The 21,472-nt window shown below is 73.0% G+C and carries 18 protein-coding genes; 16 read left to right on the top strand and 2 right to left on the bottom strand.

Annotation, left to right across the window (positions count from 1 at the left end):
• Positions 1–1,065 carry a hypothetical protein gene (locus MNZ29_RS12830; RefSeq protein ID WP_242338781.1) on the top strand — a complete coding sequence of 355 codons (1,065 nt, stop codon included), beginning with the start codon at positions 1–3 and terminating at the stop codon, positions 1,063–1,065.
• A 17-nt stretch (positions 1,066–1,082) separates the two neighbouring features.
• Here the strand turns inward: MNZ29_RS12830 and MNZ29_RS12825 are convergent, their stop codons facing one another.
• The gene (locus MNZ29_RS12825; protein ID WP_242355480.1) at positions 1,083–2,903 is read right to left on the bottom strand and encodes a long-chain fatty acid--CoA ligase; all 1,821 of its coding nucleotides are present in this window, start codon (positions 2,901–2,903) and stop codon (positions 1,083–1,085) included.
• Between the two features lie 161 nt (positions 2,904–3,064).
• On the opposite strand from MNZ29_RS12825, the gene MNZ29_RS12820 reads away from it, so the two are divergent.
• From MNZ29_RS12820 to MNZ29_RS12805, 4 genes are all read left to right on the top strand, one after another.
• Entirely contained in the window at positions 3,065–4,381 is a 1,317-nt protein-coding gene (locus tag MNZ29_RS12820; RefSeq protein WP_242338777.1) for an O-acetylhomoserine aminocarboxypropyltransferase/cysteine synthase family protein, read from the top strand.
• Positions 4,382–4,525: 144 nt separating this feature from the next.
• Positions 4,526–6,250 carry a nitrogen regulation protein NR(II) gene (locus MNZ29_RS12815; protein WP_242338775.1) on the top strand — a complete coding sequence of 575 codons (1,725 nt, stop codon included), beginning with the start codon at positions 4,526–4,528 and terminating at the stop codon, positions 6,248–6,250.
• Entirely contained in the window at positions 6,247–7,644 is a 1,398-nt protein-coding gene (locus MNZ29_RS24960; RefSeq protein WP_242338773.1) for a sigma-54 dependent transcriptional regulator, read from the top strand. The genes MNZ29_RS12815 and MNZ29_RS24960 overlap by 4 nt, the downstream gene beginning before the upstream one ends.
• A gap of 108 nt (positions 7,645–7,752) precedes the next feature.
• Positions 7,753–9,324 carry an ammonia-forming cytochrome c nitrite reductase subunit c552 gene (locus MNZ29_RS12805; protein ID WP_242338771.1) on the top strand — a complete coding sequence of 524 codons (1,572 nt, stop codon included), beginning with the start codon at positions 7,753–7,755 and terminating at the stop codon, positions 9,322–9,324.
• A 78-nt stretch (positions 9,325–9,402) separates the two neighbouring features.
• Here MNZ29_RS12805 and MNZ29_RS12800 read toward each other — a convergent pair whose 3' ends face one another.
• Positions 9,403–11,868 (bottom strand): OmcA/MtrC family decaheme c-type cytochrome, encoded by a 2,466-nt coding sequence (locus tag MNZ29_RS12800; protein ID WP_242338769.1) that lies wholly within the window; start codon positions 11,866–11,868, stop codon positions 9,403–9,405.
• A gap of 404 nt (positions 11,869–12,272) precedes the next feature.
• Between MNZ29_RS12800 and MNZ29_RS12795 the strand changes: the two genes are divergently transcribed.
• The 11 genes from MNZ29_RS12795 to MNZ29_RS12745 all read left to right on the top strand — a co-directional run bounded on the left by MNZ29_RS12795 (position 12,273) and on the right by MNZ29_RS12745 (position 21,413).
• Positions 12,273–12,713, top strand: a complete 441-nt coding sequence (locus tag MNZ29_RS12795; RefSeq protein WP_242355478.1) for a hypothetical protein — start codon at positions 12,273–12,275, stop codon at positions 12,711–12,713.
• Positions 12,706–13,884: a hypothetical protein gene (locus MNZ29_RS12790; RefSeq protein ID WP_242338765.1), complete on the top strand. Its 1,179-nt coding sequence runs from the start codon at positions 12,706–12,708 to the stop codon at positions 13,882–13,884. Before MNZ29_RS12795 ends, MNZ29_RS12790 begins: the two co-directional genes overlap by 8 nt.
• Complete coding sequence (locus MNZ29_RS12785; RefSeq protein ID WP_242338763.1) at positions 13,884–14,216, top strand: hypothetical protein; 333 nt, start codon at positions 13,884–13,886, stop codon at positions 14,214–14,216. Before MNZ29_RS12790 ends, MNZ29_RS12785 begins: the two co-directional genes overlap by 1 nt.
• A 12-nt stretch (positions 14,217–14,228) precedes the next feature.
• Complete coding sequence (locus MNZ29_RS12780) at positions 14,229–16,133, top strand: PP2C family protein-serine/threonine phosphatase (RefSeq protein WP_242355476.1); 1,905 nt, start codon at positions 14,229–14,231, stop codon at positions 16,131–16,133.
• Positions 16,126–16,650: an ATP-binding protein gene (locus tag MNZ29_RS12775; protein ID WP_242338759.1), complete on the top strand. Its 525-nt coding sequence runs from the start codon at positions 16,126–16,128 to the stop codon at positions 16,648–16,650. The genes MNZ29_RS12780 and MNZ29_RS12775 overlap by 8 nt, the downstream gene beginning before the upstream one ends.
• Positions 16,643–17,035, top strand: coding sequence for a hypothetical protein (locus MNZ29_RS12770; protein ID WP_242338757.1), 393 nt, complete (start codon positions 16,643–16,645; stop codon positions 17,033–17,035). Before MNZ29_RS12775 ends, MNZ29_RS12770 begins: the two co-directional genes overlap by 8 nt.
• A gap of 286 nt (positions 17,036–17,321) precedes the next feature.
• A complete protein-coding gene (nrfH, locus tag MNZ29_RS12765) occupies positions 17,322–17,774 on the top strand; it encodes a cytochrome c nitrite reductase small subunit (RefSeq protein WP_242338755.1) in 453 nt (150 codons plus the stop codon).
• Positions 17,775–17,805: 31 nt separating this feature from the next.
• Complete coding sequence (locus MNZ29_RS12760) at positions 17,806–19,278, top strand: ammonia-forming cytochrome c nitrite reductase subunit c552 (protein WP_242338753.1); 1,473 nt, start codon at positions 17,806–17,808, stop codon at positions 19,276–19,278.
• Positions 19,279–19,346: 68 nt separating this feature from the next.
• Positions 19,347–19,607: a hypothetical protein gene (locus MNZ29_RS12755; protein WP_242355473.1), complete on the top strand. Its 261-nt coding sequence runs from the start codon at positions 19,347–19,349 to the stop codon at positions 19,605–19,607.
• The gene (locus MNZ29_RS12750; RefSeq protein ID WP_242338749.1) at positions 19,604–19,876 is read left to right on the top strand and encodes a hypothetical protein; all 273 of its coding nucleotides are present in this window, start codon (positions 19,604–19,606) and stop codon (positions 19,874–19,876) included. The genes MNZ29_RS12755 and MNZ29_RS12750 overlap by 4 nt, the downstream gene beginning before the upstream one ends.
• Before the next feature lie 190 nt (positions 19,877–20,066).
• On the top strand, positions 20,067–21,413 hold the full coding sequence (locus tag MNZ29_RS12745; protein ID WP_277957014.1) for a multiheme c-type cytochrome: 1,347 nt from the start codon (positions 20,067–20,069) through the stop codon (positions 21,411–21,413).
• The last annotated feature ends 59 nt before the right edge of the window (positions 21,414–21,472 follow it).

Here is a 21,472-nt window from a genome sequence, read left to right as displayed (position 1 = left end):
ATGCGCCGCGCCCTCCTCGTCTCCGCCACGCTCCTCCTCGCCTGCGCCACCGCCCGCCGCCCGCCCGGAGACCCGGGCGTGACGTTCGCTCCCGAGGCCCCCGCCCGCACCGCCCTCGACGCGGAGCTCGCCGGCAAGAACGACGAGGAGCTCCTCGCGATCGGCAACGCCGCCGCTGGCGCAGCCAGCCCGGGCGACGACGCGCGCGCCGCCGCCGCCTTCGCGGCGCTCGCCGACCGGTACCCGCGCTCGCCGCACCTCGCGGAGGCGCTCCTCGGAGCGGGCGCCGCCTACGCGCGGCAGGCGGAGTGGCGGCTCGCGCTCGAGCGGTTCCGCGCGCTCGAGGCGCGCGGCGGACCCGAGGGGCTCGAGGGGGCATTCCGCGCGGCGGAGGCGCACTACCAGCTCGACGACCTCCCCGAGGCACGGGCCGCGCTCGAGCGGATCCTCGCGCGCCCGGAGCTGCCCGCGGCCGCGCGCGTCCGGGCCCTCGCCGAGCGCGGCGTCGTCGAGATGGACGGCGGCGAGCCGGCGCGGTCGGAGGCCACGCTGCGGGAGGCGCTCGCGGCGTATGCGGCGGCGAGCGCGACGGAGCGGCTCGCGCCGGCGGCCGCCGCCCAGGCCCGCTTCTACCTCGGCGAGCTCCGGCGCGCGGCGCTCCTCGCCGCCCCGCTCGATCCGACGCAGGGCGACGACGGCGCCCTCGCCGCCGAGCTCGAGCGCAAGTCGCAGCTGCTCCTGTCCGCCCAGGAGGAGTACCTCGCGGCCATCCGGCTCGGCGACGAGCGGTGGGCGGTGGCCGCGGGATACCGGGTCGGCGAGCTGTACGACGCGCTGCGCGAGCAGCTCCTCGAGGCGCCGCTTCCGCCCGGGCTCCACGACGAGCAGGCGGCGAGCTACCGCGCGGAGCTCCGCCGCGAGGTCCGCGTGCTCGCCGCCAAGGCGATGACCGCGTACGAGGAGACGCTCGCGCTCGCCCGCCGCGTGCGCGTCGAGGACGTGCGGTTCCTCTCGGACGCGGAGTCGTCGCTCGGGCGGCTGCGCGCCACGCTCGCCGCCGAGTAGCGCGGCGCGCCCTCGCGTCAGGGACCGCGCGGCGGCTCGCGGTACATGGCGTCGAGCTCGGCGCGGTAGCGCTGCTCGACCAGCTTTCGCTTCAGCTTCTGGGAGGCGGTGACCTCCCCCGCGGCCTCGCTGAAGTCGCGCGGCAGGATCGTGAAGCGCTTGACGGTCGCGAAGCGCGGCAGCCCCGCGTTGAGCTGATCGACCGCGCGCTGGACGAGCGCCCTCACCTCGGGGGCGCGCGCGAGCGCGTCGGGAGAGAGGTTCCCCAGGCCGTGCTGCCCGGCCCAGCGGGCGGCCGCCTCCGGCTCGAGCGTCACGAGGGCGGTGACGTAGTTGCGGCGATCGCCGTGGACCAGCACCTGGGCCAGCACCGGGGAGAGCACCTTGAGGCGCCCCTCGAGCTCGGTCGGCGCCACGTACTTGCCCCCCGAGGTCTTGATGAGGTCCTTCTTGCGGTCGGTGATGGCGAGGAAGCCGTCCGCGTCGAGGTGGCCGACGTCGCCGGTGTGCAGGAAGCCCTCCGCGTCGAGCGCCTCCGCCGTCAGCTCCGGCAGCCCGCGGTAGCCGCGCATGATCCAGGGGCCGCGCATCAGGATCTCGCCGTCCTCGGCGATCTTCACCTCGATGCCGGGCAGCGCCGGGCCCACGGTCCCGAGCCGCCGCGCGCCGGGCAGGTTCACGTGCGTCGCGGCGGACGACTCGGTGAGGCCGTAGCCCTCCAGGATCACGACCCCCATGGCGTCGAAGAACTCGGCGACGTCCTTGGACAGCGGCGCGGAGCCCGACACGAAGAACCGGAGCCGCCCGCCGAACAGCGCGCGGACCTTCTGGAACACGAGCCGGTCCGCGGCCGCGAACTGGGCGGCGAGCACGGCCGACGGCTGCTTCCCCGCCCGCAGCGCGCGCGAGCGCGCGAGGCCCACGTCGAGCGCCCAGCGGAAGATGGCCGCCTTCACGGCGCCGCCCTCGCGAGCGTTCTGGAGCACCTTGGCGTGGACCTTCTCGAAGATGCGGGGCACCGCGCAGACGAAGGTCGGCCGGATGACGCTCAGGTTCTCGACGATCCGCTCGATGCGCCCGTCGATGGCGGTCGGGAACCCGATGCGCAGCTGCGCCGTCCCGATCATCTTCCCGAAGACGTGCGCGAGCGGGAGCCAGAAGAACTGCAGCGGGTCGGGGTGGCCGAGGATGCCGGTGTCCTGGACCGCCTTCGACTGGGTGATCCAGCAGGCGTGCGTCAGCTCGACGCCCTTCGGCTGGCCCGTCGTGCCCGAGGTGTAGATGAGCGTCGCGAGCGCGTCGCCGCGCAGGGCGGCCGCGCGCTCCTCGAACTCGCCCGGATGCGCGGCGTCGTGGGCGCGCCCCCGCTCCTCGAGCTGTGCCAGCGTGATCACCCAGCCGTCAGCGCTGGGCGGGCCGTCGAAGGTCACCACGTGGCGGAGCGCCGGCAGCTCGGCGCGGCGGGAGGCGAGCTTGGCGATCTGCTCGCCGTTCTCCGCGAACGCGACCACCGAGCCCGAGTCGGCGAGGATGAACGCGCTCTCCTCGGGCGTCGACGAGGGGTAGATCGTGCTCGTCGCCGCGCCCGCGCAGAGCACGCCGAGGTCGGAGAGGACCCACTCGATGCGCGTGGACGACAGGATGGCGCAGACCTGCTCGTTCTCGACGCCGAGCGCGCGCAGCCCGCTCGAGATCGCGCGCACTCGCGCCTCGGTGTCCGCCCAGGTGAGGCTCTTCCACCCTCCGTCCACGGGGTAGCGGAACGCCTCCGCGGCCGGCGTCTTGCCGACGCGCTCCAGGAACAGCTCCGGGACGTTGCGAGGGGAGAGTTCGGCCAAGGGTCGGGTCTCCATGGTGAAAAGGGGGCTGGACTGTACCCCCGAGGCTGGGGAGACGCGACCGCGTCAGCAAGCGCGCAAGGCGGGGACGCGGCTTGACGCCGCGCTTGTCCGCCAAATAGGATGCTCGTCTCACTTAACGGATAACCCCGAGGACGCCGATGACCATCCCCTCCGACCGGAAGCTGCGCTTCGAGACGCTCCAGGTCCACGCCGGACAGGAACCGGCGCCCGGCACGAACGCCCGTGCGGTCCCCATCTACCAGACCACCTCCTACACGTTCGACAGCGCGGACCACGGCGCGAACCTGTTCGCGCTGAAGGAGTTCGGGAACATCTACACGCGGATCATGAACCCCACGACGGACGTCTTCGAGAAGCGGGTCGCCGCCCTCGAGGGCGGCGTCGCGGCGCTCGCGACCGCGTCCGGGCAGGCGGCGCAGTTCCTCGCCATCGCCAACATCGCCCAGGCGGGCGACAACGTCGTCTCCACGAGCATGCTGTACGGCGGCACGTACAACCAGTTCAAGGTGACGCTGCCCCGGCTGGGCATCGGCGTGAAGCTGGTCGACGGCGACGACGTGGGCGCGCTCGCGAAGGCCATCGACGGCAACACGAAGGCCCTCTACGTCGAGTCCATCGGCAACCCGGCCGGGAACGTGCCCGACTTCGAGGAGCTCGCGAAGGTCGCTCACGCGAACGGCATCCCGCTCATCGTGGACAACACCTTCGGCGCCGGCGGCTACCTCGTCCGGCCGATCGAGCACGGGGCGGACGTCGTCGTCGAGTCGGCGACGAAGTGGATCGGCGGGCACGGCACCTCGATCGGCGGCGTGATCGTCGACTCCGGCAAGTTCGACTGGGCGGCGAGCGGCAAGTTCCCGGTCTTCACCGAGCCCTCGCCGGGGTACCACGGCCTCGTGTTCAACGACGTGTTCGGGCCGAAGGGGCCGTTCGGCAACATCCAGTTCATCATCCGCGCCCGCGTCGAGGGGCTCCGCGACCTGGGGCCGGCGCTCTCGCCCTTCAACGCGTTCCTCCTGCTCCAGGGCCTCGAGACGCTCTCCCTGCGCGTGCAGCGCCAGGTGGACAACACGCTCGCGCTCGCGAAGTGGCTCGAGACGCACCGCTCGGTCGCGTGGGTGAACTACACCGGGCTCGAGAAGCACCCCCACCACCAGCGGGCCCGCAAGTACCTCCGGAACGGGTTCGGCGGCGTCTTCACCTTCGGGATCAAGGGGGGGTTCGAGGCGGGGAAGGCGTTCATCAACTCGGTGAAGCTCGCCTCGCACCTCGCGAACGTCGGCGACGCGAAGACGCTCGTCATCCACCCGGCGTCGACCACCCACCAGCAGCTCTCGGAGGCGGAGCAGCAGAGCGCCGGGGTCACGCCCGATCAGATCCGGGTCTCGACCGGCATCGAGCACATCGACGACCTCAAGGAGGACTTCGAGGCGGCGTTCGCCGCGGCGCGCTGACGCCGCCTCGTGCGGCGGGTCCCCCGGGGCCCGCCGCCGCGCGCCGTCGCCTGCCCCGGGCGCAGCGGTCGCGCGTCCTCCACCGCGCCCGCGGCGGACGGGCACCTTCCCCGCTCCCGCCCGCCCGCGGTAGGTTCCGGCGCCATGCCCGTCGGGACCTACGCGGCAGCGGGCCGCACCGCCCTCCTCCTCCTGGCCGTCGCGGCCGTGGTCTCCGGCGTCGCGGGCGCGTACCTCCAGACCGAGGAGGCGCACGCGGAGCGCCGGCTCGTGGAGGGTCGCGCGGGCGCGCTCGCCGAGGCGCTCGAGCGGTCCGTCACGGAGGCGATGGACGAGCACCGGCCGGAGAGCATGGGCGCGATCCTCGCGGCGGTGGCGCGCACCCAGGGCGTGGCCGGCGCGGCGCTCGCCGGCCCCGAAGGCCGGATCCGCTTCGCGGCGGGGGAGACGCCCGCGCGCCTCGACCTGGGCGCCGAGGCGCGCTGGACCGAGCGCCGCTTCGTCCTCTCGAAGCCGATCGCGAACGGCCCCGCGTGCCGCGGCTGCCACGGCGCCGCGACCGTGAACGGGGCGCTCCTCGTGGCGCTCGACACGACCGAGCTCGGGCCCAGGCTCGCCGCCTCGGCGCGGCGCATCTGGGCGCTCGTGGGGCTCACCTTCCTCGCCATCGGCATCGCGGTCGTCCTCGTGCTGCGGGCGGCGCGGCGCGTGGCCGATCGCACCCAGCGGCTCGCCGAGGCGCTCGCGGCGGCGAACGCGGCGCGCGAGGCCCGGGCCGCCGACCTCTCGCGGCTGCAGGCGATCCTCGACTCCATGGCGGACGGCGTCCTCTTCATCGACGCGGACGAGCGCGTCGCGCTCGTGAACAAGGCGGGCCGCGTGCTGCGCAACCTCACCGGCGGGGCGGGCCGGCCGCTCCGCGACTGCCACCCGAAGGCCTCGCACTCCATGCTCGACCGCGTCCTGCGCTACCTCCGCGACGGGGACGACGCCGGCCCGGCGCACTCGATCATCAAGGAGCGCGAGGGGCGGTTCGAGACGACCTACGCGCCGGTGAAGAACGCGGACGGCGCGTACCTCGGCACGGTCATGGTGATCCGCGACATCGCCGAGCGGCGGACGCTCGAGCGGCGGCTCCTCGACGCGGAGCGGCTGTCCGGGCTCGGGCAGATGTCGGCGCAGATCGCCCACGAGCTCCGGAACCCCCTCAACGCGATCGGCGGCGCGGCGCAGTTCCTCAGCCGGCGCTTCGACGGCGACGCCGAGGTCGCCGAGTACGCCGGCCTCATCGACGCGGAGGTCCAGCGGGTGAACCGCTTCGTCTCCGAGCTGCTCCAGGTCGCGCGCCCGGGCGAGCCGGAGCTGGCGCCGGTGTCCGTCAACCGGCTCCTGCGCGAGGCCGCCCGGAAGGCCGCCGTCGCGCGCGGCCTCCCGGCGGACGCGGTGCGGCTCGAGCTCGCCCCGGAGCTGCCCGTGCTCGACGTGGACGCCCCCATGATCACCGAGGCCCTGGTGAACCTCCTCCAGAACGCGTTCGAGGCGGGCGGCGGCGCGCCGGTCGAGCTCGCGAGCCGCTACGAGACCGCCGGCGGCGAGGGGACCATCCTGGTCGAGGTGCGCGACCGCGGCTGCGGGATCCCCGCCGAGGAGCTCGACGAGGTGCTGCGGCCCTTCGTGACCACGAAGCCGACGGGGACCGGGCTCGGCCTCGTCGTCGTCTCGCGCGCCGTCGAGCAGCACCGCGCCCGCTTCGCCCTCTCGCGCCGCGAGGGCGGCGGCACCGTCGCCGCCATCCGGTTCCCCGTCCGCCGCGCCGCCGCGGGGCCCTCCGATCCCGCGGCAGGCTCCGCCGCTCCGGAGGTGGCGTGAGCGCCCCGGTCGCCGCGGAGGGGCTCGTCCTCGTCGTGGACGACGATCCCGGCACGCGCAAGGTCGCGAAGGCGAACCTCTCCCTCGAGGGCTTCGAGGTGCTCGTCGCCTCCTCCGGCGCGGAGGCGCTCGCGCGGCTCGAGGAGTCGGACCCGCTCGCCGTCGTCTCCGATCTCAAGATGCCGGATCTCGACGGCATCGCCCTCATGGATCGCGTGCACGCGCTCCGCCCCGCGCTGCCGGTCGTGCTCGTCACCGCGCACGCGACGGTGGAGACGGCGGTCGAGGCGATGCGCAGGGGCGCGCTCCACTACCTCACGAAGCCCATCCGCTACGACGAGCTCGCGCTCGTGCTCCGCCACGCGGTGGCGCACGAGCGGCAGCGCCGCGACGTGACGCGCCTGCGCGGGGAGCTCGAGCGGGCGTCCGGGTTCGAGGAGATCGTCGGGACCTCGCCGGCGATGCGCGAGGTCTTCTCGATGGTGGAGCAGGTCGCCGACGCCGACGCGACGGTGCTCCTGCGCGGCGAGACCGGCACCGGCAAGGAGCTCGTCGCCCGCGCCATCCACCACCGCTCGGGGCGGCGGGACCGCACCTTCGTGGCGGTGAACTGCACCGCCATCCCGCGCGATCTCATGGAGAGCGAGTTCTTCGGCCACGAGAAGGGCGCGTTCACCGGCGCCGTCGCGCGGCGGATCGGCCGGTTCGAGCAGGCGCACGGCTCGACCCTGTTCCTCGACGAGGTCGGCGACCTCGATCTCGCCATCCAGGCGAAGCTCCTGCGGGTGCTGCAGGAGCAGGAGCTCACGCGCGTCGGCGCCCAGGACGCCATCCGCGTGGACGTCCGCATCGTGGCGGCGACGAACCGCGATCTCGAGGCGCTCGTCCGCGAGGGCCGCTTCCGGGACGACCTCTACTACCGCCTGAACGTCATCCCGCTCCGCCTGCCGCCGCTGCGCGAGCGGACGAGCGACCTGCCCGCGCTCATGGAGCACTTCCTGGGCTCGTTCGCGAAGCGCTACGGCCGCAGGGCGCCGCTGCCCCCGCCCGACGTCATCGCGGCCGCCCGCGCCTACCCGTGGCCCGGCAACGTCCGCGAGCTGCGCAACCTCTGCGAGCGCGCCGTGCTCATGGGGTGGGCGGCGATCGCCCCGATCCTCGGCGCGGGACCGCGCGCCGACGCGTACGGCGCGGCGGCGCTCGTGGACCCGTCCCTGCCGCTCCTCGAGGCGAAGCAGCGGCTCGTCGAGCGGTTCGAGCGCGAGTACCTGACGCGGCTCCTCAAGGAGCACCGCGGGCGGGTCGGCGAGGTCGCGCGCGCCGCGGGGATCGCCGAGCGGAACCTGTACGAGAAGATGAAGGCGTACGGGCTGTCGCGCGACGACTACCGGTGAGCCCGCCGGTTCGCCTCCCCCGCAAGCGGCCGTTTGCACGTCGTCCCTGGCGGGCGTGCCCCGCATTGGCAGTCCTCGCCGCGGGGAGGCGTGCTGCACAACGGGGCCATGACCGACCGGACCCCCAAGAACCGCCGCGCCGCGCTCGCCCTCGGCCTCGTCGCGCTGCTCGGCGCCGCCGCGACGCTCGCGCGGGCGCAGACCCAGGAGAAGCCCGCGAGGCCCGCCCCCGCCGCCAAGGCGCAGAAGCCCGCCGCGAAGGCGAAGAAGCCGGCCGCGAAGGCCGCGCCCGCCGCCGCCGGCCCGCAGATCACCGACGAGACCGTCGATCCCGCCGTGTGGGGCAAGCAGTATCCGCTCGAGTACGAGACCTACAAGAAGACCGTCGACCAGGTCCGCACGAAGTACGGCGGCTCGGAGGCGCTGCCGCGCACGCCGGACGAGGCGGACCCGCGCTCGGTCGTCTCGCAGGAGAAGATCGAGGAGGACCCCCGCCTCAAGACGATGTGGGCGGGCTACGCCTTCAGCGTCGACTTCCGCGAGGAGCGCGGCCACGCGTACATGCTCGAGGACCAGACCTTCACGAAGCGTCAAGCGGTCGTGAAGCAGCCGGGCTCGTGCATGCAGTGCCACGGCTCCGTGTACGTCCCCTACAAGAAGCTCGGGAACGGCGACCTCGAGGCCGGGTTCCGCAAGATGAACGCGATGCCCTACATGGAGACGCGCAAGCTCGTCGAGCACCCGGTCGCCTGCATCGACTGCCACGACCCGGAGACGATGGCCCTGCGGGTCACGCGGCCCGGCTTCATCAACGGCATGCGCGCCCTCAAGGCGAAGCTGGGCGTGAAGGACTACGACGTGAACAAGCAGGCCTCGCAGAAGGAGATGCGCGCGTTCGTCTGCGGGCAGTGCCACGTCGAGTACTACTTCAAGGGCGACGACAAGCAGCTCACCTACCCCTGGTTCAACGGCATCCGGGTGGACGACATCCTGGCGTACTACGACGAGATCAAGTTCAAGGACTGGGTCCACAAGACGACCGGCGCGCCCGCGCTCAAGGCCCAGCACCCCGAGTTCGAGATGTGGAACCAGGGCATCCACGCCCGGTCCGGCGTCACCTGCGTCGACTGCCACATGCCGGAGATCCAGTACAAGGGCGAGAAGATCACCGATCACCAGGTGAACAGCCCGCTCCTCAAGGTCGAGGCGTCCTGCACGAGGTGCCACGCGGGCGTGAAGCCGGACGAGCTCAAGAACCGCGTCCTCACGGAGCAGGACCGCTTCTACAAGCAGCGGAACATCGCGATGGACGCGCTCATGGATCTCATCGGCGACATCCAGAAGGCGCAGGGCGAGGGCAAGGCCACCCCCGAGCAGCTCGACGCGGCGCGGTACCTCCAGCGGCGCGCGCAGTTCTACCTGGACTTCGTCGAGGCGGAGAACTCCACCGGCTTCCACGCCCCGCAGGAGGCGCTGCGGATCCTCGGCGACTCCGTCGACTACGCGCGCCAGGGACAGCTCGTGCTGCGCGACGCGACGTTCAAGCCCGACGTGAAGGTCGTCGTCGTCCCGACGGCGCAGCCCGGCCCGGCCCAGGCGCCGGGGACGCACCCGGCGGCCGCTCCGCCCGCGCCCGCGCCCGCCCCCGCGCCAGGGAAGCCGGCGGAGAAGGCGAAGTAGCGGGGCGCGGGCGAGGGTACGGCGAGGCCCCGCCGCCTCGAGCGGCGAGCGGGGCCCTCTCGCATCCTTCGCGCGGGGCTACAGGGGGACCGGCAGCGGGAGGCGGTGGACCTTGTCCACCGACTGCGGGCCCTTCACGCCGTGACAGGAGACGCACTGCTCCTTGCCGTTGCCCGTCTCGCGCGCCGCGTGGGAGATCGCGTAGGCGGTGGCGTGGCACGCGGTGCACGCCGCGGCGATCGGGGGCGTCGTCGGCTCGTCCGCCCCGTGAGCGGACGATCCGGCGTGACGGATCGTCGGCGTCTCGTTCGCGACGGTGGGCGGCGAGGTCGCGGGGACCGCCTCGACGCGGTAGGTCCCCTCCAGGTGACAGAGCGTGCACCGGGCGAGGTCTCCGGGGAACTCGCCCATGTCGCGGAAGCGGAAGCTCCCGTAGCGACCGTACGAGACGTACGGGCGGAGGGTCGAGAGCTCCGCCGTGCCCGAGCGCCCGCCCGTGTGGATCCGGTGGATCATCACCTTGAAGTGGATCGAGCGCTCCTCGATCCCGTCGTAGGTGCTCGCGAGGTCCGTGTCGCCCGCGGCGGTCTTGGGGCGGGCGTGCCAGTCCGTCCGCTCCGGGGTGTGGCACGCGGAGCAGTACTCGACGCGCATGCGCATCTGGCCGTGATAGGCGATGCGCACGTGACAGGCGTTGCACTTCGCGACGTCGACGATGCGCCGGCGCGGCGTCGGATTTCCCCCGCCCGTGCCGCCCGCGGCGAGATCGATCCACACCGTCGCGGTGTCGGCGGGCTCGTAGAGGGACTCGCCCGTGTACGGCCAGGCGAACGCGTTCGCGACGGGGTCCCATAGCGGGGTGTAGGCGCCGCGCCGCGTGTCCAGGCCGGCGATCCAGGTGCCGCTCGCGTCGGCGGGGAGCGTCGCCTTGAACGTGTAGCTGAAGCGGCCGTTCACGTCCGCCGCCATGTCCACCGGGACGAGCTCGCTGATCGGGAGCGAGGCCGCGCCGAGCGAGCGGAAGTCCGGATCGGCCGGGCCCGCGATGGTGGCCTCGAAGTAGCCGCTGTGCCCCGGGGCCGCGTCGAAGGCGCCCCGCGGCACCGGGCTCGTGGCGTCGAGCGCCGGCGTCGGCGAGAGCAGGGACGTGAGCAGGCCGTCGCGATCCGAGACCGTGAAGACGATCGTCGGCGACATGCCGGGCAGCGCGTTCTTGACCTCGACGATCTCGAGCGTCGGCCTGTTCAGCCGCGGGCTCCGGAGCGGCGCGACGTGCGCCTCCGCGATGTCCACCTGGTCAGCCGGATCCCCCGGGAGCGACACGTGGCACTTCGCGCAGCCCGTGTCGTCGGGCTGCGGCCCGCCCGAGTGGGCGAAGTGGACCGGGTCCGGCGGCGCGCCCGCCCCGAACCAGACGTCCGCGTGGCAGCCCTGGCAGCTCCGCCGCGAGATCTCGGTCGCGAGCGCCGCCTCGCGCGCCGCCCCCGCGTGGCACGTGGTGCAGTTGCGGAGGTCCACGGGGAACGTGACGCCGCGCGCGACCAGCTTCGCCGGCTGTCCGTTGTCGGTGCGCGCGACCACCTGCCCGAAGATCCGCTCGCGGCTCTCCGCGCCGATCACCGAGAACCTCCGGCCGAGGAGCGGCGTGTTGCGCCCCGTGAAGAACGGCTTCGGGCTCGTCGCGCCGATGGGCGGCGCCTCCACGGCGCTGCTCGCCACGTAGAGCGTCGGCAGGTTCTTCCCGCGGTGGATGCGGTGCACGAGGCGCGACAGCTCGAGCGGGTTCGGATCCGTGTCGGCGGTCGCCGCGGCGGGCGCGGCCGGATCCACCGTCTGCCCGTCCGCGTGCTGGTACGTGTGGCAGGTGACGCAGATGCGGGTACCGGTGCGGGACCCGTCGTGCGCGCGCAGCGTGCCGTGGCAGCTCGCGCAGGCGGTGTCGAGGACGAGCTCGCGCCCCCGGAGCGGCCCGTGGTTCGGCACGAAGTCGAACGTCGAGGTGGTGAGCTGGGTCCCGGCGACGCCGGTCAGGAACGCGCCGACGCGCAGCGTCTCCGCGAGGTCCTGGCCGGCGGGGAGCGGGGCCGCGAGCGTGTACGTGAACGCGCCGCCGCCCTGGTCCGTCCAGGTCCCGGCCGTCTCCGCGCCGGGCTGGCGCGTACCGTGGAGCACCGCTCCGTCGGGCGTGCCCGGCCCTGCCACGGGGAGGTTCGCGAGCGTCTCCGCGCCGGTGAGCAAGAGGCTGCGCCACGCGGGCAGGGCGGTGCCGGGGTTCACGGGATCCGGAGAGAGCGCCGCCAGCGTGAAGGCCGGGCCGAGCGACCGCGCTGCCGCGAGGCCGAGGGGCCGCTCGTCGCGCGAGATCTGCAGGGTGACGACGACGTGCTGGGCAGCGTCCAGCGCCGCGCCGATGATCTCGATCCTCGGCCCGGTCGGCGGGGGCGATCCCACGGCGGCGCCGAGCTTCGGCGCCTGCTGGCATCCGCCGAGCAGCGCGAGCGTGACCGCCGCGGCCCAACCGCTGTTCGTGAACCGGCGACTCATCGATCCTCCCGGCGCGCGCGCCGACGCCTTCCCCGGCTCGCGTCTCGTCGCCATAGCACGAAGCAACCGAGAGGCACATTCCGCTTACCGCCACGCAGTCGCGAGGTGCGCGCGCGTCGGTCACCGGCAGCGCACCGGCGCAGAGGTGCGGACTGCGCCGCGTCAAGGCGACAGCCGCGAAGTTGACACCCACAGGATCTCGGCACGTACCATGCGCGCCGGGACCGACTCCGCGACGGACGAGCCGTCGCGGCGGGGAGGATGGACATGCGAATCGGCCGAGGCCCTGCGGGCCGGCCTCGCATCCTGGAGAGCGGAGCGTGCGCGGAGGCCCTCGGGGGCGCCGGGCGGCGCGGTGCGTCCTCCGGCTGGCTCGAGCCGAGCGGAACTTCGAGCGGGCGGCCGTGACGCGCCGGCTCGCCATGGCGCTCGCCGCCGCCTCCTCCCTCTTCGCCGCGTGCGCGCCCGAGCCGGGGATCGGCGTGCCTCAGCCGATCCAGGTCCCCGGCGGACCGGCCGAGCACTTCTCCACGCTCGAGCTGAACATCCTCGTCCCGCGGTGCGCCACCGCCTCGTGCCACGCCGGCGAGTCTCCGCCGGCGTACCCGCCCCTCGACGCGGGCCTGGCCTACGGCGCGCTCGTCGCGTCCCCCTCGCAGCAGGCCTCGCTGAACCTCGTCGAGCCCTTCGATCCCGCGGGCAGCTACCTCGTCATGAAGCTGCGCGGCACCGCCGGCGACGTCGGCGGGGTCGCGAGCGCGATGCCGATCGGCGACGCCGCCCTCGACGAGGCCGACATCCAGGCGATCGAGGCTTGGATCGCGAACGGAGCGCCGAATGACTAGCCGCAGCGCACCCCGGCGGATCGCAGCCGCCGCCGCGCTCGCCCTCGCCGCCACCCTGCTCGCCTGGGCGCCGCCCGCGCGCGCCAGCGGCGACAACGTGATCGTCTCCGGCTCCGTGTACGTGGACTACTGGGGCATCGAGCGGCGGGACATCGCCGCCCGCACGCCGCGGAGCGTCTCGCCGGACGCGTCGCTGAAGGTCCAGGTCGACATCAACGACGACCTCGCCTTCTCCGCCAAGGCGTGCTTCAGCTGCCACGGCATCGACCTCGAGCACGCCCACCTCGACTACACGCCGAAGACCTGGTTCAACGTCCAGGCCGGGCGCATCGCGGTGCCGTTCGGTGAATACGCGAACCGGGTCGATCAGTCCGGACACAAGACCGTGTCCGCGCCGCTCATCTACGACATGGGCCGCATGGCGTACGGCGAGAAGAACGCGATGAACCTCGGCGTCATGCCCCAGCCCTACTCCGACACCGGCGCCCTGCTGTACGGGATCACCTGGCTCGGCGAGAGCCTGCAGGTCTGGTACGGGCTCTACGGCGTCGCCGGCATGCGCGGCTCGAACGACCTCGACTTCACCTCGCTGCGCACCGTCTATTACACCGACAACAACGACCAGCCCGCCGGCGGCGGTCGGCTCGCCGTCACCTGGGCCTCCTCCGGCAAGGGCTTCTTCGGCGACGTGAGCGTCGGCGCCTCGGCCACCGGCGGCCGCTACGATCGCGCGGCGAAGCTCGACTACGCGGCCGTCGGCGCGGACGCGTCCATGAAGCTCGGCCCGGTCACGCTGCGCGGCGAGTACGCGGCGCGGCGCACCGACATCGACACGGCCGCCAAGGGCTACAAGTGGACGATCGTCGACCCCTTCGTCATGAAGGAGGGCTGGTACGCCGAGATCGAGCACCCGCTCGGCAAGCACGTGGACATGGTCTACCGCTACGACGAGCTCCGTCGTAAAGGCGTACCCCTCCCCGGCTCCACGATCACGCCGGACAGCCTCCTCGTGCGCTACACCGCGGGGCTCGTCCTGACGCCGGCACAGTCCACGTACGTGAAGCTCGGGTGGGAGTACTGGAGCGACAAGACGATGATCGGCACGCCGCCCGGCACGACGCCCTTCCAGGACTTCCACTCCATCCACCTCGGATTCGGAGGAGCCTTCTGATGTCCGTCACCTTCGCCGCCGCCGCCGTCCTGGGGCTCGTGCTCCAGGCCGAGCCCGAGAAGGCGCCCCCCGATCCCCGCGACTTCGGGCCGGGCACCATCGACGTCTCGTCGTATCCGGAGGAGCAGCAGCGCCGGTACGAGATCCTCATCGGGAAGTGCAACAAGTGCCACCCGGCCGCGCGGGCGGTGAACTCGCACTTCAGCTCGCAGCAGTGGAAGCGCTACATGAAGAAGATGCTGCGGCGCCCGAACTCCGGCATCAACGAGGAGCAGGCGCAGCGCATCTACGAGTTCCTGAAGTTCCGCGCGACGCAGGAGGGCCTGGGCTAGGCCCGGACCGCCATGTTCGCCAGGTTCGCCGATCGCACGAAGAGCTCGCTTCGCTTGCGCCTCATGGTGGCGACGCTCGTCCTCGTCGCCCTCGCCCTCGCCGTCGCCGCGGTCGCGTTCGAGCGCGTCGCGCGCTCGGTCATCGTCGACGCGGTGCACTCGCACCTCTCCGCCCGCGCCGAGGAGGTCCAGGCCGCGGTCGTCCGGTTCCAGCGGGAGCGCGCGCTCGCCATCCGCAACTGGGCCGAGGCGGAGGCGATGCAGATGACGATCGACTCCGGCGATCCCAAGTTCGCCGAGGACTACCTGCGCAGGACGATCCAGGACCAGGGCGGGACGATCTCGGCGGCGGCGCTCCTCGACATGGACGGCGCCGTCATCGCCGCGGTCCGGGAGGGCGCCGCGGGCGAGCGCCGCGGGCTGCCGGTCGTGACGCTGCGCGGCGTGGTGCTCGGCGACGTGCCGGTGAAGGCCGCGCTGGAGGGCTCCGCCGAGCTCGGCGACGGCGTCGCCGCGGGGACGGTGCCGCTCTCGCGGCTCGATCCCACCGAGGGCAGCGCGCTCGGGGTGATGGTCGCCGCGCCCGTGAAGGACTTCGCCGGCGACCTCGTGGGCGTGGTGGTGGGCGTCCTCTCGCCGCACGGGCTCTCCCGGCTCCTCGGCGGGATCGCGGGCGAGGACGGGCTCTACCAGCCCATCGTCGCCGACGAGCGGCTCACGCTCGTCCTGTCGGTCCCGTCCGCCGACGCGCGCAAGGTGCACGCGCTCGCGGAGGCCGCGTCCGCGGCGCCCGGCGCGCTCGAGACCATCGCGCTCGCCGGCTCGGAGCCGGTGCTCGCCGTCCGCACCGCGCCCGACGCGGGCGTCCCCGGCTGGCGCACGTTCATGGCGGTCCACGAGGCGGACGCGTACGGCCGGCTCTACTGGCTGCGCGCCCTCCTCGGCATCCTGTTCGCGATCGTCCTCGCCGTCGCGGGCGTCGCGAGCATCGGCGCGATCCGCCAGGCCTCGCGGCCGCTCACGGACATCACCCAGTCCATGACCCAGGTCGCGAGCGGCGACCTGTCCACCCGCGTCCCCGAGGCCTACAGCGACGAGCTGGGCCACCTCGTCCACTCGTTCAACGTGATGGTGAGCGAGGTCGAGCGGTCTCGCGACGAGCTTCAGCGCACCGAGGCGCTCCGGCGCGAGGTGGAGATCGCGCACCGGATCCAGACCGCGATCCTGCCCGTGGCGCCTTCGCTCGCGGGCTACGACGTCGCGGCGCGCATGAAGCCGGCCGACGACGTCGGCGGCGACCTCTACGACCTGCTCCCGTTCGACGACACGTTCTGGGTGCTCGTCGGGGACGTCTCCGGACACGGCATCAACTCCGGGCTCGTGATGATGATGGCGCAGGCCGCGGCGTACGCGGCGATCGCCGAGAACCCGCGCGGCTCGCCGAAGACCGTCATCGCCGCCGTCAACCGCGTGGTGCACGAGAACGTCCGCCGGAGGATGCGGCGCGACGACTACCTGACGCTCATGGCAGCGCGCCACATCGGCGACGGGCGCTTCGTCGCTGCGGGCGCGCACCAGCCGATCTTCCTCTCCCGCGGGAGCGGCAAGGTCGACGTCATCGAGCCGGCGGGCCCGTGGTGCGGGCTCGGGCCCAGCGTGGCGCCGCGCGAGTACGAGTTCCAGGTCCACCCCGGGGAGATGCTCTGCCTCATCACGGACGGCATGGTCGAGGCGCCGGACGCCGGGGGCGATCTCTTCGGCGAGGACCGCCTCGCCCAGATGCTGTCCGAGCCCTCCGTCAGCTCCGCGACCGCCTCGCAGGCGCTCGCCGCGATCTTCTCCAGGGTCGAGGCGTTCGCCGCCACGCAGGCGGACGACATGACCGCAGTCGTCCTGAGGCGCCAGCCCCATGCCTGAGCAGAAGCCCGAGCCGCGCCAGCCCATCTACCTCATGCTGCGGATGAAGCCGCCCTGGGTCTTCATCGACGAGATCCGGCGCTTCGTCGAGTCGTTCTGCGCCTGCGCCTGCGAGGTCGCGGTGAACCGCGAGTCGCAGCTCGCGCTGGCGGTGCACGAGCTCATGCAGAACGCGGTGCCGTTCTCGCACGAGGAGGAGGTCGACCTCGTCCTCGAGGTGGATCCCGACGCCGATCGCGTCGAGGTGGCGGTGACGAACCGCTGCACCGAGGCGGAGTTCCAGTCGCTGAGGGAGCGCATCGAGCGCATGAACGAGGAGCCCGACGCGCTCCGCCACTACCTCGCCGAGATGAGCACCTCGCCGGCCACCGTGCGCGGCGGGCTCGGCCTCGCGCGCGTCCGCTTCGAGTGCCAGCTCGAGGTCACCTTGAGCCGCTCGGGTGGCCGCGTCACCGTCCACGCCTCCGGCGCGCTGCGCGCGCCGGCCCTGAAGGTTCCCGGAGGAGCCCATGCCTGAGTTGCCCGTCCCGACGAATCCGCTGCAGGTCGCGGACGACAAGTACTCCGCAGTGCTCGCGAGCGACGTGGAGGGTCCACGCGTCGTCTTCCGCGGCACGATCAGCACCGTCAACCCCGCGGTGATCCTGAACCCCTTCGTCGACGCGGTGCACGGCGAGCTCTCGCGGCTCGGGAGGAGGCGGGTCCGGGTGGATCTCCGCGAGCTGGAGTTCTGCAACTCCTCCGGCTTCAAGTCGTTCATCCACTGGATCGAGCGGATCGGCGCGCTGCCGGAGCCGCAGCGCTACTCGCTGCACTTCCTCTCCAACCCGGCGCGCAAGTGGCAGCGCACGAGCCTGCTCGCGCTCTCCTGCTACGGCGTGAACAGCGTCTCGATGGAGTAGGCGCGGCACCGCGCCGCCCCCGCAGGCGGCGCTCCGAGCTCGCGGCCCGTTCGCCTCCCGGCGGGCGGGCCGCGTCACATTGACGCAGCGTGATCGCCGCGCCGCGAGGCCACGCGCCGCTCCGGTCGGATGGGCGCATCCGAACGCCTGGCGCGGTCATCCGAACGCGCCGCGCGCTCTCGTCCTGCGGACCGCGTAACCCCGCGAGACGCCGTCGGCGAGCGGGGACCGCGCCCGTGGCGCGCGGCTTGCGATGTGAGGGGCCAACTCGTTCACGAGGCCCTTCATGCCCATCGGAAGCTCGCTCCTCTCGTGGCCCCTCGTCCTGGTCGCCGGGACCCTCGGCGTCGCCGCGGGCGTCGGCGGCTACGCCTTCGCGTACGCGAAGGGGACGTCGTACCTCGGCAACGACCCGGCCACGTGCGCCAACTGCCACGTGATGTCCGGCCACTACGAGGGCTGGCAGGAGTCGTCGCACCACGCCTTCGCCACCTGCAACGACTGCCACACCCCCGCCGCGCCCGTCGGCAAGTACGTGACCAAGGCCGAGAACGGGTTCCACCACTCGATGGCGTTCACGGTCGGCGGGTTCCCCGACGTGATCCGCGCGCGGGCTGCGAGCCGCGAGGTCGTCGAGGGCCAGTGCCGGCACTGCCACGCCGCCGTGGTCGACGCGATGACCGCGGGCGGCGAGGTCTCCTGCATCCGCTGCCACGCCTCCGTCGGACACCTCCGCTGAACCGCCTCACGTCACTCAAGGAGAAACGCAAATGACCCCCGAAACCGCCCCGAAGAAGCGCGGGCTCCTCCTCGCCCTCGTCGCGGGCGCCTTCGCGCTCGCCGCCGTGCTGGCCGCCGCCCTCCTCGTGAACGTCGCCGAGAAGAAGAGCGAGGCGAAGAACCCGACCGTGCGCGTGGTCGAGCTCACCGACGACACCGAGGATCCGGCCGTGTGGGGCAAGAACTTCCCGGCCGAGTACGACCTCTACAAGAGGACGACGGACATGGTCCGCACGAAGCACGGCGGCTCCGAGGCGATGCCCCACACGCCGACGGCGCAGGATCCGCGCACAGTGACCTCCCAGTCCAAGACGGACGCGGACCCGCGGCTCAAGACGATGTGGGCGGGCTACGCGTTCGCGGCCGACTTCCGCGAGGAGCGCGGCCACGCGTACACGCTCGACGACCAGATCTTCACGCAGCGCCAGGTCGTCGCGAAGCAGCCCGGCACCTGCGGCCAGTGCCACGCCTCCGTCTACGTGCCCATGAAGAAGCTCGGGAACGGGGACATCTTCAAGGGCTTCGAGGCGCTCAACAAGATGCCGTACTCGGAGGCGAAGCAGCACTTCAAGCACCCGGTCGCCTGCATCGACTGCCACGACTCGCAGACCATGGCGCTCCGCGTGACGCGCCCGGCCTTCCTCGAAGGCATCCGCGCCTTCAAGGCGGCCCAGGGCGTGCCGAACTACGACCCGAACACCATGGCGACGCGGCAGGAGATGCGCGCCTACGTCTGCGGCCAGTGCCACGACGAGTACTACTTCAAGGGCCCGGAGAAGCGGCTCACCTTCCCCTGGTCGAAGGGCATGAAGGGCGACCAGATCCTCTCCTACTACGACGAGGTCGGCTTCCGGGACTGGACGCACAAGGAGACGGGCGCGCCGGTGCTGAAGGCGCAGCACCCCGAGTTCGAGATGTGGAACCAGGGCATCCACGCCCGCTCCGGCGTCGCCTGCGCCGACTGCCACATGCCCTACATGCGCGTCGGCGGCACCAAGGTCTCGGATCACTGGGTGCGCAGCCCGGTGCTGAACCTGAACCGCGCCTGCCAGGGCTGCCACAAGTGGCCGGAGGAGGAGCTCAAGGCCCGGGTCGAGGCGATCCAGGACAAGCACCTCGAGCTCCGCGAGCAGGCGTTCGACGCCCTCGTCGCGCTGATCGGCGACGTCAAGGCGGCGAAGGAGGCCGGCAGGACGGACGCGGAGCTCGAGAAGGCGCGGTTCCTCCAGCGCCGCGCGCAGTTCCTGTTCGACTTCGTCGAGGCGGAGAACTCGACCGGCTTCCACGCGCCGCAGGAGGCCGCCCGCGTGCTCTTCGAGTCGATCGACGCCTCCCGCCAGGGCCAGATCGCGCTGCGCGATCCGTCCTTCAAGCCGACCGTCGCGGTGGTGACGATCCCCCCGCCGCCGGCCGCCCCCGGCGCGCCGGCCCCCGCCGTGCAGCCGGCGGCCCTCACGAGGTGATTCCCCGGGGCCTCCGGACGCGCTCCCCTGCCGCGCCGGAGGCCCTCTTCTCTCCACCGGAGGCCGCCGTGCCGAGACCGCTCTCGTTCCACGCCCGCCGCGAGCTGCTCCAGGCCTCCGCCGCCGCGTCGGTCCTCGCCGGGCTCGGCCTCCCCGTCGACGTGCTCGTCGCACGCGGCAAGGGCTGGTCGCGGCGCAGCGGTGCTCGCTCCGGCGCCGAGCCCCGGCCCCCGTCCGACGCCCGCGACGAGGGGGCGAGCCGTCCGGGCACGGAGGAGCGCCGGGCCCGCGAGCCGTCGGACGTCGAGGGCGACCGGGGCCCGCGATGATCGTCGCCGGCCTCGTCATCGAGACGGTCCCGGGCGCGGCGCCGCGCGTGGCCGCGCGGCTCCTGCACGAGCCCGGCCTCGCCCTCCAGGGCGGCGACGGGGATCGCCGCCTCGCGGCCGTGTTCACCGGCGCGGACGGCGCCGCGCTCGAGGCGCTCGCGGAACGGCTCGTGCGCGCGCACGAGGACCTCCTGGGCGTCTTCCCCACCTACGTCGCGGACGCGGGCGACGGGTCCGGAGATCCCGGGCCGGGCGGCGCCCGCTCGTGACGCTCCGTCATTTGCCGCCAGGCCTCGCGGCCCACTCGCCCGGAGCCACGGCGCTCGCCCGCTCCCGGGCACTTGGGGTTCCCCGCGCGAGGACCCGCGCCGCTCCCCCGGCGGTGGCAGCATCCGCACGCCGCCGCCCCGTTGCACCCGCCGTCACCACGCCGGCGGCGACCCTCACCCCGGAGGTACCATGAAGCTGACGACACGCATCACGCTCGCCGCGGCCCTCGCGCTCCTCGCCGGCCCCGCGGCCGCGCAGAAGAAGCCGGCGCCGGCCGGCAAGCCCGCCGCAACGAAGCCGGCCGCCGGCGGCGCGTGCGTCACCTGCCACGCGAAGGTGAACCCGAGCATCGTGAAGGACTGGGAGCTGTCCCGGCACTCGAAGGTCGAGGTCGGCTGCGTCGAGTGCCACGGCTCGGCGCACAAGACGAAGGACGACTTCGCGAACGCGAAGATGCCGACCCCGGACACCTGCGGCCAGTGCCACGACGCCCAGGTCGCCCAGTTCAAGAAGGGGAAGCACGCCTTCGCCTGGGCGGCGGTGAAGGCCATGCCGACCTTCCACTACCAGCCGGTCGCGATCCGCGAGGGGCTGAAGGGCTGCGGCGGATGCCACAAGCTCGGCCTCAAGACCCCCGAGGAGCAGGCCGAGCTGCGCAAGGTGGCCGGGCCCTACGGGAACGCCTCCTGCGACGCGTGCCACACGCGCCACCTGTTCTCCAAGGCTGAGGCACGCCGCCCGGAGGCCTGCCAGACCTGCCACATGGGGTTCGATCACCCGCAGTGGGAGATGTACAGCGGCTCGAAGCACGGCGTGCGCAACGCGCTCAAGCAGACGGGCGCGATCCCGCAGTACTCGGCCGCGCCGACCTGCCAGGACTGCCACATGCAGGAGGGGAACCACGAGGTCCGCACGGCCTGGGGCTTCCTCGCCGTCCGGCTGCCCTTCCCCGAGGATGACCCGCAGTGGAAGGCGGATCGCGTCACCATCCTGCAGGGCCTCGGCGTGCTCGACCCGTCGGGCAACCCCACCGGCCGCCTCGACGTCGTGAAGGCCGCCGACGTGGCGCGGCTCACCCAGGAGGCGTGGGACGCGGAGCGTACGAAGATGCTGAAGACCTGCAACCAGTGCCACTCGGGCGAGTTCGCGAAGGTCCAGCTCCAGCAGTCCGACGGGATGATCCGCGACGCGGATCACGCCATGGCCGAGGCGATCCGCGCCGTGGCCGGGCTGTACCAGGACGGCATCCTGCCCAAGCCGAAGAGCTACGCCTTCCCGTTCCCGGACCTGCTCACGTTCCACGACGCGCCCACGCCGGTCGAGCAGAAGCTGTTCGTGATGTTCCTCGAGCACCGCATGCGCGCGTTCCAGGGCGCGTTCCACGCGAACCCGGACTATGCCAACTGGTACGGCTGGAGCGAGATGGCGCGCGATCTCGTCGACATCAAGGCGGAGGCGGCCACGCTCCGGCGCGAGCACAAGGCCACGCCCGCCCAGGGTCCCGCGCCCGCGGCACAGCCCACGCCGAAGAAGTAGCGTCACGTAGGGTGATGGACGAGGGGAGGCGTCTCGAGGGCGCCTCCCCTCCTCGCGTC

Source organism: Anaeromyxobacter sp. SG64, from assembly GCF_022690745.1.
GTDB classification, from domain to species: domain Bacteria; phylum Myxococcota; class Myxococcia; order Myxococcales; family Anaeromyxobacteraceae; genus Anaeromyxobacter; species Anaeromyxobacter soli.
The sequence above is the reverse complement of the archived record's forward strand: the minus strand, read 5'-3'. Positions and strand labels throughout refer to the sequence as shown.

Coding starts and splice junctions, on each gene's coding strand:
- MNZ29_RS12780 (WP_242355476.1), top strand. CDS start 14,229: ATGTTCGCCAGGTTCGCCGATCGCACGAAGAGCTCGCTTCGCTTGCGC.
- nrfH (WP_242338755.1), top strand. CDS start 17,322: ATGCCCATCGGAAGCTCGCTCCTCTCGTGGCCCCTCGTCCTGGTCGCC.
- MNZ29_RS12820 (WP_242338777.1), top strand. CDS start 3,065: ATGACCATCCCCTCCGACCGGAAGCTGCGCTTCGAGACGCTCCAGGTC.
- MNZ29_RS12800 (WP_242338769.1), bottom strand. CDS start 11,868: ATGAGTCGCCGGTTCACGAACAGCGGTTGGGCCGCGGCGGTCACGCTC.
- MNZ29_RS12760 (WP_242338753.1), top strand. CDS start 17,806: ATGACCCCCGAAACCGCCCCGAAGAAGCGCGGGCTCCTCCTCGCCCTC.
- MNZ29_RS12805 (WP_242338771.1), top strand. CDS start 7,753: ATGACCGACCGGACCCCCAAGAACCGCCGCGCCGCGCTCGCCCTCGGC.
- MNZ29_RS12775 (WP_242338759.1), top strand. CDS start 16,126: ATGCCTGAGCAGAAGCCCGAGCCGCGCCAGCCCATCTACCTCATGCTG.
- MNZ29_RS12785 (WP_242338763.1), top strand. CDS start 13,884: ATGTCCGTCACCTTCGCCGCCGCCGCCGTCCTGGGGCTCGTGCTCCAG.
- MNZ29_RS12750 (WP_242338749.1), top strand. CDS start 19,604: ATGATCGTCGCCGGCCTCGTCATCGAGACGGTCCCGGGCGCGGCGCCG.
- MNZ29_RS12790 (WP_242338765.1), top strand. CDS start 12,706: ATGACTAGCCGCAGCGCACCCCGGCGGATCGCAGCCGCCGCCGCGCTC.
- MNZ29_RS12815 (WP_242338775.1), top strand. CDS start 4,526: ATGCCCGTCGGGACCTACGCGGCAGCGGGCCGCACCGCCCTCCTCCTC.
- MNZ29_RS12745 (WP_277957014.1), top strand. CDS start 20,067: ATGAAGCTGACGACACGCATCACGCTCGCCGCGGCCCTCGCGCTCCTC.
- MNZ29_RS12830 (WP_242338781.1), top strand. CDS start 1: ATGCGCCGCGCCCTCCTCGTCTCCGCCACGCTCCTCCTCGCCTGCGCC.
- MNZ29_RS12770 (WP_242338757.1), top strand. CDS start 16,643: ATGCCTGAGTTGCCCGTCCCGACGAATCCGCTGCAGGTCGCGGACGAC.